General features: G+C 46.7%; 9 protein-coding genes and 1 pseudogene. 4 read left to right on the top strand and 6 right to left on the bottom strand.

The genetic code is table 11. From position 1 onward, the window contains the following. Positions 1 to 314: 314 nt before the first annotated feature. A complete protein-coding gene (locus QT992_RS32110) occupies positions 315 to 1,220 on the bottom strand; it encodes a bestrophin family ion channel (RefSeq protein WP_333322516.1) in 906 nt (301 codons plus the stop codon). A 377-nt stretch (positions 1,221 to 1,597) separates the two neighbouring features. Between QT992_RS32110 and QT992_RS32105 the strand changes: the two genes are divergently transcribed. Continuing rightward, complete coding sequence (locus QT992_RS32105) at positions 1,598 to 3,745, top strand: DHH family phosphoesterase (protein WP_333342963.1); 2,148 nt, start codon at positions 1,598 to 1,600, stop codon at positions 3,743 to 3,745. Between the two features lie 121 nt (positions 3,746 to 3,866). On the opposite strand, the gene psb30 is transcribed toward QT992_RS32105, so the two are convergent. Further along, positions 3,867 to 4,007: a photosystem II reaction center protein Ycf12/Psb30 gene (gene psb30, locus QT992_RS32100; protein WP_333094330.1), complete on the bottom strand. Its 141-nt coding sequence runs from the start codon at positions 4,005 to 4,007 to the stop codon at positions 3,867 to 3,869. Positions 4,008 to 4,364: 357 nt separating this feature from the next. Between psb30 and QT992_RS32095 the strand changes: the two genes are divergently transcribed. The 3 genes from QT992_RS32095 to QT992_RS32085 all read left to right on the top strand — a co-directional run bounded on the left by QT992_RS32095 (position 4,365) and on the right by QT992_RS32085 (position 5,747). Further along, positions 4,365 to 4,733 carry a YkgJ family cysteine cluster protein gene (locus tag QT992_RS32095; RefSeq protein WP_333322513.1) on the top strand — a complete coding sequence of 123 codons (369 nt, stop codon included), beginning with the start codon at positions 4,365 to 4,367 and terminating at the stop codon, positions 4,731 to 4,733. Between the two features lie 172 nt (positions 4,734 to 4,905). Then, the gene (locus QT992_RS32090) at positions 4,906 to 5,229 is read left to right on the top strand and encodes a hypothetical protein (protein WP_333322512.1); all 324 of its coding nucleotides are present in this window, start codon (positions 4,906 to 4,908) and stop codon (positions 5,227 to 5,229) included. A 230-nt stretch (positions 5,230 to 5,459) separates the two neighbouring features. After that, on the top strand, positions 5,460 to 5,747 hold the full coding sequence (locus QT992_RS32085; RefSeq protein ID WP_333102770.1) for a YggT family protein: 288 nt from the start codon (positions 5,460 to 5,462) through the stop codon (positions 5,745 to 5,747). A 381-nt stretch (positions 5,748 to 6,128) separates the two neighbouring features. Here QT992_RS32085 and QT992_RS32080 read toward each other — a convergent pair whose 3' ends face one another. The 4 genes and pseudogenes from QT992_RS32080 to QT992_RS32065 form a co-directional block, all read right to left on the bottom strand. Further along, a complete protein-coding gene (locus tag QT992_RS32080; protein WP_190657424.1) occupies positions 6,129 to 6,560 on the bottom strand; it encodes a hypothetical protein in 432 nt (143 codons plus the stop codon). A 107-nt stretch (positions 6,561 to 6,667) separates the two neighbouring features. Then, positions 6,668 to 7,663, bottom strand: coding sequence for a shikimate dehydrogenase (locus QT992_RS32075; RefSeq protein ID WP_333343005.1), 996 nt, complete (start codon positions 7,661 to 7,663; stop codon positions 6,668 to 6,670). 191 nt (positions 7,664 to 7,854) lie between these two features. Beyond that, entirely contained in the window at positions 7,855 to 9,219 is a 1,365-nt protein-coding gene (locus QT992_RS32070; protein ID WP_333318879.1) for a P-loop NTPase fold protein, read from the bottom strand. Between the two features lie 450 nt (positions 9,220 to 9,669). Beyond that, positions 9,670 to 10,135, bottom strand: a pseudogene (locus QT992_RS32065) (hypothetical protein); the annotation flags it as partial.

The following is a 10,135-nucleotide window of genomic DNA, read 5'->3' as shown; positions in this document are numbered from 1 at the left end:
TTTACAAAACTGAGATGCTCCCGTGGGATGGGCGTCCCGCCCGTCCTTTTTGGACGGGCGGGACGCCCATCCCACAAGAACAATTAAAATTGTAAGTTATTTAATTCGCGATCCTTAGTAAAGAATTTTATGGTGGGGCGGGGGCGGGTTTATTAAATCTGTTTGCACTGTGAGGATTATTGGTGAACCCGCCCCTACAGTTCACTCATGACTAATTACTAATGACTAATTTTGTAAGGTGCGTCGCTGTAAGATTGTCTATTTTTTTAGGAATTTTTGAGGGCGACGCACCCTACGACCAATGATTAATGACTCTACTTATCTTTCACCTGTTCGTGAACGCTAGGAGATAAAGAAATTAAATCGTCCATATTGCGCTGCATTGCCGCACACATATTGTCCAAAGGCAAATCATTGGCATCGTGTCCGAAGGGATTTTCTATTTCAATGCCGATTTCTTCTATCCCGAACAAAGTAAAACTAATTAAAGCCACAACTAAGCCGGTTCCCCAAGTTAAATCTTTCACCATTTGAAAGGGCAGTGCCAAACAGTAAAGTAACAATAGTTGTTTCAGGTGAATCGCGTAAGCCAAAGGGATAGGCGTCTTCAAAATCCGCTCGCAGCCACCTAATACATCAATCATAGAGTTGAGCAACTGATTCATACCAGTTAACTGATAGACATCCAGGCAATTGCGCTCGTACTGCTCGTGCATATAATCCTCAATCCAAAAGGCAATTTCTAGGGGCGGATTGTTCATTGATTTGAGCTTTTGGTACTGCGCTGGGGACATTAAATGCTCCAACTCTGGATTAACTGATTGTTGCCGCAAGTGCAATTTCAGCGCCACTGCAAAGGCAGGTAACAGGCGCAGGGCTGACTTTTTGACTTCGATATCCTGCGGGTCTTTTTCCTCAATTGCTACCCAGATTTGGCGCGCCAAATTGCGGACGTTGTTGACTAAAGTTCCCCACATTTTTCGACCTTCCCAAAATCTTTCGTAGGCTGTATTTGTCCTAAAAACTAACAGTAAACCCAGGACAATACTCGGTACAATACTCGACAAAAAGGGCATGGATACCTGCAACTTAAAAAAGTGCAGCAGGGAAATAAAAACTCCAAAGCAGCCGCACAGCAAAACGCGCGGCAAAATTGAGGGAATGACAGACCCCCGAACCTGTAATGCAATTTTAAACCACGACGGTCGATCGCCACTCATGCAAGTCTCCTCCTTAAATTAGTAGTCTGCGCCCTAGGGCCTGCCGCACAAATGCCTGCTACACTTAGTTTTGCAGATCCCCTCAGTCTATTTGAGATTCGAGATTTTAGATTGACTCCACAGATAAATCTGGGGGGTTTGAACTTTGGTCTAAAATTTTTTGGTCTCCACGACTGCTGTCAGGGCTTGTATCCCTATTTGGGTGCGGTGACAGCTTCCGAAAAAAGCTTTCCTACAAACAACCTTTGGATTTTACCCAAAAAACTAATCTTTAGGATCAATCTAAAATCTAAAACCTAAAACCTAAAATCTAAAATTGATTGACTGAGGCACTTAATTCGGTAAGATTAATCATGTATCTTTAAACCTTAGCTTCCGTGCAAGAGCGACCGACATCTGTACCCCCGCATTTTCACCGATTGCCAAACCAACGGTGGCAAATTTATTCGCCTCAAACACAGCAAGCCGAACAGTTTGCCACAGAAATCGGTTTGTCGCCCTTGCTGGCACAGGTACTGATTAACCGGGGCATCGATTCGGTTAAAGAAGTGCAAGGGTTTATCGAACCGGAATCTCTGGTTTTGCCCGCGCCAACCGATGAGTTTCCAGATTTGGCTGCGAGTGTCAAATTGTTGCGGGAGGCGATTTCGGGAGGGCAAAAAATTGCGATTTGCGGCGACTACGATGCTGACGGGATGACGAGCACGGCTTTGTTGCTGCGAGCTCTCAGGGTTCTGGGGGCGAATGTGGATTATGCTATTCCGAGCCGGATGCGAGAAGGTTATGGGATTAACGATCGCATTGTAGAAGAATTTCACTCGGAAGGTGTCGCTCTCATTCTCACGGTTGACAACGGCATTGCAGCCTACGGCCCGGTTGCCAGAGCGCGAGAACTCGGTGTCAAAGTTATTATTACAGACCACCACGATTTGCCACCAAAACTGCCGCCGGCCGATGCTATTCTCAACCCGAAATTAATCGCAGAATCTTCACCATATCGCGGTTTGGCTGGCGTAGGTGTTGCTTATGTTTTGGCGATTACTTTGGCTCAGGATATGCAGAAACTGGGCGGGTTGGTGAATCCGCTGCTGGAGTTATTTACTTTAGGAACTATTGCGGATTTAGCACCTTTGACAGGAGTTAACCGCCGCTGGGTGAAGCGGGGTTTGCGGCTGTTGCCTCACTCGCAATTGGCGGGTATTCAGGCTTTGATTCAGGTGGCGGGAGTGCAGCCGGGAAGTGGGGAAAGTTCATCTATTCTCAACTCAAAACTCAAGGGCGGGCACGGGGGCACCGCCCCTACTCAAAATACGTTAAAGCCTGAAGATATTGGTTTTAGGCTTGGCCCCCGGATTAATGCTGTGGGGCGGTTGGCTGACCCTCAAATTGTGATAGAGTTGCTGACTACGGACGATCGCGAATTAGCTCTCAAAAACGCGATGCAGTGCGAACAAATTAATCAGCGCAGGCAGGAGTTGTGCCAGGAAATTGAGCAGGAAGCCATCGCTTGGTGCGAGAAAAGCGATCTCGACTTGCAGCAAGAACGAGTTTTAGTTGTCGTGCAACCGGGTTGGCACCACGGGGTGATCGGGATTGTAGCTTCTCGGTTGGTGGAACGCTACGGCGTGCCCGTTTTTATTGGTACTTTTGAGGATGAGGGCGGGCACGGGGGCACCGCCCCTACAACCTCATCCTCCTCCGTGCCCCCGTGCCCGCCCGCTAAAATTGTTCGGGGTTCGGCGAGGGGAATTCCTGAGTTTAATGTATTTGACGGGCTCAATTTTTGCGCGGATTTATTAACTAAATTTGGCGGACACAAAGCGGCGGGCGGTTTTTCTATGCCGGCCCAGAATCTAGAACAATTTCGCAATCAACTGTCAATTTTTGCCAATCAATGTTTGCAGCCGGAACACCTAAAACCGCTGGTTTCAGTTGATGTGCGAGCGGATTTGGCTGAGATTAATCTCGACCTTTACCGACAAATTGATGCTCTGGAACCTTGCGGGATTGAAAATAAGGCTCCTGTATTTTGGACACCTAATGTTTGCATAACTGAACAGAAAATTGTTGGTAAAGGAGGTCACGTTAAACTAACTGCAACTCAAGATGGAAATGTATCGGCTAGTGTGAAGGCGATTGCTTGGCGTTGGGGGGAATATTTTCCTTTGCCTCGGCGGGTTGATATTGCTTACCGATTGCGGGAAAATAGTTTTAATGGCAAGACATCGGTGGAGTTAGAATTGTTGGGTGTCCGGCTGCCCGCAAATGCTGCTAGTTCCCGGCCGCCGAGGTTCGGAAAAGTTGAGTTTGATTATTGCGATCGCACTTATTCTTGCAGTCTGTCTCCTGCCGGCTCGATCGAAGAATTGAGAATTCGCAACTCTCAAGGGCAAGTTTTGGCTGTGGCACCCGGACAAAACATCGGTTTGTTAGGCAACTCCCGCAAAGATGCTAGAGAAGTCGATGTATCTCTACCTTTTTTTGAGAATTTGATTCAAACTGCTAAACACGCCCTGGGTATTTGATAACTCGGTATTTGATAACAAAGCTCGTGCAGCAGGGAAAATTGGCGATCGAGCGTTGTGAATTTTCAATAATTTAAAACTCAAAACTCCCAACTCTCGATCGCCCCGGAGCGTGCTATAATTACAGGTCGCCGCCTCTAGCGGCCAGCAGAAAAATCACGATCGGGCCAGAAAGCACGACGGCTGCGAGTAAAGCTACCTGAACAATGAGTTGGTAGTCTACACCACCCAGACCACTGAAAAGATCGGTTATAAAGTCCATTTGTCCTCCTGACTGTAGTGATTAAGTCTAGATTGTTGAATTAGAAAATCCGCTTCTGATTTTACCGGGCGATCGTCCCTATTTTTTAAGGAACTTTACAAAATTCAACAAAATGTAAACTACGATCGACCTCTCAGTCACAGGAAACCAGGGACTTGATGCCCCTTCCCGGAAAGTCCCCCCAATCTAAAATCTAAAATCTAAAATCTAAAATCGAACCGCCCCTTCGGGCTCTGAACCTCCGGCGCTGGCAATTGATATACTTGAAGAGCCCAAATCTCCTAAAGTTTGGCATTTTCCCGATTATGCTCCGAATCTAAAATCTAAAATCTAAAATCTAAAATCTAAAATCAAACTATGGCTACTTGGCGTTGCGTAAAGCAGTGCGGTGCTTGTTGTTACCTCGACCCAACAGAGCGCCCAGACTTAGACGAGTATTTATCTGAAGACGAATTAGCGCTCTATTTGAGCTTAGTCGGAGAGGACGGTTGGTGTATCAATTTTGACAGAGCGACGCGAGAATGCGGAATTTATGCCGATCGACCGCGCTTTTGTCGGGTAGACTCAGAGGTGTTTCAGGATATGTACGGCGTTGAGCCGGCCCAATTGAACGATTTCGCGATCGAGTGCTGCTTGGAACACATTGAAGATCTGTATGGCGATCGATCTTTGGAAATGATCCGCTTTAACTCTGAAGTCGGAATTCTCGCCTTACCTGACAACTAACCGACTTGATGCCCGTTTGGGCTTTTGTCCCTCCGGCTCATTTTCGATATCGCCATCTCAATTCTTTAATCAAAAGTCTAAAATCTCAAATCGAACGATCGTCTGCCGGTTTCTCACCGGGAGAGTGTCAAAATAAACAAATCAAAGAAATATCGCGCAGTTGAGTTGATCCATGAGCAATCGAGAGGGTTTTACAGGGGGATTTATTGCCGGAGCTGCAGTTGGCGGCTTGGTGGGTGCAGTTTTGGGCGCGGTGCTGTCGCGGCGCGCTGCTGAAGCTTTGCTGAGTGAACCTTCAGACGCAAAAACCAGAAAAATCCGCCAGAGGAAAGCCAGCCAACTCGAAGCCGACAGTATGGAAGTAGCAAGGCTGAGTTTAGAAGATAAAATTGCCCAGCTAAATCAGGCAATAGATGACGTGCGGCTGCAACTCGGCGACGTAAACGGGAACGCGCCGGCGCCGGGGAGCGAGGGTTCGATCGCCAACGACTCCTGAATCCCTTTAAAATTTTAGATTAGTCTGGCAGATCGATGCGCGCTACTGACATCTTGCACCATTCTCGCTTCACAGGCCTTTCGGGCCTGTGAAGCCAAGAGTGAATTTTATTGTGGGCCGTTACTCTTCTAGCCCGCCCGTAAACAGCCTCATGCTCCCCCTCTCCCCGACCTATGCTAAACTTTAAGTTAAAGTGTCTGTAAACTTTACTCAAACTACAAGCAAAATTTATGAGTTCTTCCATAGGCCTTTTGGCAACCACGCTGTCCACATTTCTGCAAATCTATGTAGCCCTGATGATTATTCGGGTGCTGTTAAGCTGGTTCCCTAACATCAATTGGTACGACCCCCCGTTTTCAATTTTGAGTCAGTTAACAGACCCTTACCTCAATCTATTCCGCTCGATTATCCCCCCCTTGGGAGGGATTGATTTTTCGCCACTAATTGCGTTTTTTGTACTGCAATTCGGCTCGGAATTCTTGATCGGTCTTTTGACCAGCTTGCAAACATCCTTGTAGTTTGAAAAGCTTAAGTTTTTAAGCATCGAGCGTAAATTGTTTTGCCGACCTAGCTGCCGACAACTAAATTTTAGATTTGACATTTTTAGGGAGCATCTCAGTTTTGCATTTACAGTGCGAGCGTCCCCGCTCGCGTATTGTACAATACGCGAGCGGGGACGCTCGCACTACCATAAAAAAAATGCTTTTTACAAAACTGAGATGATCCCAATTTTTAGATAAACTCCCCGGTTGAAAAGCTGGGGAGTTAGTCTTACATTAGAAATGAGAAATTGCCGGCCACTCAACAATCTCAAATCTCAAATCTCAAACTGCATCGCAATTTCACCGGCCGCCAACCCAAAATCTCAAATCAGCAATCTAAAATCTCAAATAGTTTCGTTAGCGGCGAACCACGCCAGTAAAACCTGTAGCTTTAAATTGCTTGAGCTTCAAAGGTGTTCTCTGATTGGCTGCAACCGAAATTCTGAGCTGAAAATCGCTAACTCCGGGAGGAACTTCTTCTATAGAACCCAAGCGAGTCCGATTTTGCATCACCGGATTGTCGTCAGCATCATAAATGCGGCCGAAAATATCGGCATTGACAACTGGTTTGCCGGTGCTATTTTCAGCTTTCCCAGTAATCAAAAAGCAGGTAGCTTCCATAGAACTGCCGCTGGTGACTGTTCCTTCTCCCATTTCTGCCGGACATTCGCGATAAGAAAGGTCGGAAAGTTTAATCTGCGTCAGAGCCCAAGCAGGTGGAGTGAATACCAAACTAAAAATTCCGATTAGGCAAGTAGCAAAAAAAAGGCTGATAGCTCGAAATTTCATAAATTGCGGGGCAAGTATATTTTAATTTTCAGCTTAGCGCGAATTGGGCCTCAAATTCCTACTTATAGGAATTCGGAAAACAACAGCTACTTTTTGAAGAAATGGCATTAATCTAGACCTAAATGCTGTCGCAAGGCTTGGCGCATCACATCGACTGGGACAGATTCTTTGTTGAGCCAAATTTTTAAGGCGGCTGCTCCTTGTTGAACTAGCATTTCGAGTCCGTCAATAGCTCGCGCTCCCCGAAGCTGTGCATCTTTGAGAAACTGGGTAGGATTAGGGGTGTAAATTAAATCATAGACGATCGCACCTGCGGAAATTCGATCGAGCTCACCAGCCGCAACCGGCGACTTTTCCCCCTGCGGATACATCCCCACAGGCGTCGTGTTCACCAGCAAATCTGCCTGCGAGATTAAACTTGACAAATTATCCCAAGTATGCACCTGCAAATTCTGCACGGGCATCGGAGAATTGACCCAACTCTGCTGAAATTCCCCTAAATTTTGTTCGCTGCGGCCGAGAACGTGAATCTGGGCACATCCCAATTGAGCGCATCCAGCCACAACAGCTCTCGCCGCCCCGCCATTCCCCAAAATTACTGCTACTTTCTGACTCCAATCGGAACCCGGAGATCCCCCTAAATCCCCCTTAAGAAGGGGGACTTGGACACAATTCTCCCCCCTTTGTAGGGGCGGTGCCCCCGTGCCCGCCCTGCGGGGGGGATCGGAATCTGATTGGAAAGTTTGAAAACCCCCCGTTTGCAGCGGCGCGAGAAAGCCTTCAACGTCAGTATTTGTGCCGCACCAACCTTTGTCAGTTAGGTATACGGTATTGACTGCGCCGATCGATCGGGCGATCGGGGAAACTTCCGACAACAGCGGTAAGATTGCTTGTTTGTGCGGAATCGTGATGCTAAATCCCCGAACGCCGATCGCCGCAAATCCTGCAAGAGCAGCTTTTAAATCCCCTGGTTTTATCGGAAACGGCAGGTAGACAAAATCGACTCCCAAGTGGGAAATAGCAGCATTGTGCATCGCCGGCGACAGAGAATGTTCGACGGGATGACCAATTACTCCCAACAGTTTAGTAGTGCCTTTAATCATTTTTGTTAGTTGAGTGTTGACGGTTGACTGTTAACGGTTGACTGTTGAGTTTTGTTAGTTTTCATACCAGATCCTGCTACAGTTGGGCCCTTATTCTTTAGTCGGCTAGGAGTGAACTTCGTTGGTTCAGAAGCGATTTTCCTCGCCGAGTTACTGTCAACTGTCAACTGTCAACTGTCAACTGTCAACTGTCAACTGTCAACTGTTTCTCGAAACTCTTTGGCGTCAGCCAAAATCGGATTGACATCAAACCAGTAATCCTCGCCGTAACGGTATTCAAACACCCAGAGACTCCGCAACAATATTTGGTATTTAGTTTCCCCGTTCACAGTTTTGGTAGCGGATACTTGGCGCAGCAATTTCCACTCATCAGGTTCGATCGCCAAAGTAAGCTGGTGGCGGCGCTGGACGATCACATTTTCCAAAGTTTCCCGCGACAGAGGAGGGTCTTGTTTCTGCAGACAGCCATACAGTAGTTGCAGCAAATTGCGGACATGACCGCCGCTGACTCGACACAGGCGATCGAGAGTTTCCGCAGAGTCGAAAACTTTGCCAACCAAAGCATAGCGCTGCGAAGGGTGCACTGTGGGAAAAGCCCGCGCCAGAACCATCTGCCGCAGCAATTCCAGACCCTCAGAACACTCAGAACCGTCGCTAAACTGCACCGGCACCATCGGCAAAACCTTCGGATCTACCCCAAATCGATTGGTCAACTGGCCCAAATCGTTAGAGAAAATCAGCACCAAAGGAATTGTATACACGACGTGGCAATTTAGTCTTGCCAACTGTTCGCCGCGATCGACAAACAGGTATTCCGGCTGCAGCCGCCCCGTCGGTTTCGCGCACAGGTGTATGCGATCGAGATTATCGATAATTACTACAAGTCCTTGTTTCCCTTGGCGTTTGAGTTCTTGATTAGCGGGTTCCAACAACTCCTTATTCAGCGCATCTAAAATTACGTTAGTTCGCGGCTCCAAATATTGCCTCAACTCCGATCGCAGATTCGGAGCATCTTTCGCCTTAGCAGTAATTTTGCCAATTCCCAACGCCAGAGAAAACTCTCCCTCCGTGCTGGCATTTATTTCCCCCAAACCAGGGACAGTAGCTTCAGCGCTCAAGTCTATTTGAGTTTGAAAAACATCAGCAACCCCTTTGAGCAAAGCTTTAAAACCCGTCGGTTGCAGCTTGATTTTCATTTTCTCAATGCTTTCGCTCACCTGACGAGCAACGCTCAACAAAATGTCAGTGATATCTACATCTGCCATGTCTAAGTCTTTACTCGACTCAAAGTAAACAACATGAAATCCTTGTTGCTGCAATTGAGCTTGCAGCCGCAGCAATTCTGTTGATTTACCAGAGCCGATGTGACCGGTGAATAATTGACAGGTAGGTGCATCGGGGGACAGACGGCTGATGGTGCGCTCCAATTGTTCTACGATTGTGCCGCCCCGCACTGATGAGAAATCGATATAGTATTGTCGGTCTTCTTGATTTGCTACTGCCAGGGTGTAGCTGGGATTGCAGGCGCTATAAAATTTCTGTAAATTTAGTTCCATACCCTGTTCCATCTTTCACAACATTATGCCCTAATACCTTCTTCGTTTCGCTATGGTAATAATCAGAACAACTTACCAACTTTTTCTGAGGTTTTATGGACTCTCAATATCTTGATTTATCCCTAAACCAGCACTACCCAATTATACGTAATTTTTGCGTACTGGGAATGAATTGAATTCACTAATGCCCCCATAAATAAGTAATTTATCCTCGTACAGCGAGCGCAACTTCATTGACATCACAGACGAAAAATTTCCCGTAATGTTCTCGGATAGAACTGGGTATTTGAGTAGGGTTAACCGAAGAAAATAGGTAGTAATTAGGTATCCAAGAACCAGGTGTTTTTTATAATACCTTCGCCCTTTTTAGAACACGTTGAACCCTTGTGAAGCGAAGCCAACAACAGATTTTAGATTTGAGATTTTAGATGGGAGCAAAAATCTCAAATCTCAAATCTCGAATTTAAAATTTATGCCGTTGGATACGAGTGCCTCAACCCAACCTACTTTCTTAGAGCATTTTGACTTAGGCGCGAAGGTGTTGTTTAACAAACCGGGTTTTTCGGTGTGATCTTTGTTTGGGCTATACTTATTTTTTATCAATTCTACCATTTTGTGACCGACACCTGCTGCCGAAGCGGCATTTTGGCCTGTGACGGGCCTCTCGCTGGCCACAACGAAAACTTGAAAATTAGGAACTTTCGTAAAATTAGCGCCGCGTTCAATTAATTTCGACTCCAGCAAAAACGGCACTATTTCAGTCAGTCCCACAGCGGCTTCCTCTTCATTAGTAAAACCAGCCACTGTCTTATTTGCAATCAGGTGATCACCATCCGACAACTTAGGATCGCGAATTAAATAACTTACAATTTTAATTGTTATTGTGGGATGGGCGTCCCGCCCGTCCAAAAAGGAC

The organism is Microcoleus sp. T3_D1, from assembly GCF_036700405.1.
Taxonomy (GTDB): Bacteria; Cyanobacteriota; Cyanobacteriia; order Cyanobacteriales; family Microcoleaceae; genus Microcoleus.
This window is presented reverse-complemented; position numbering and strand designations above follow the sequence as displayed.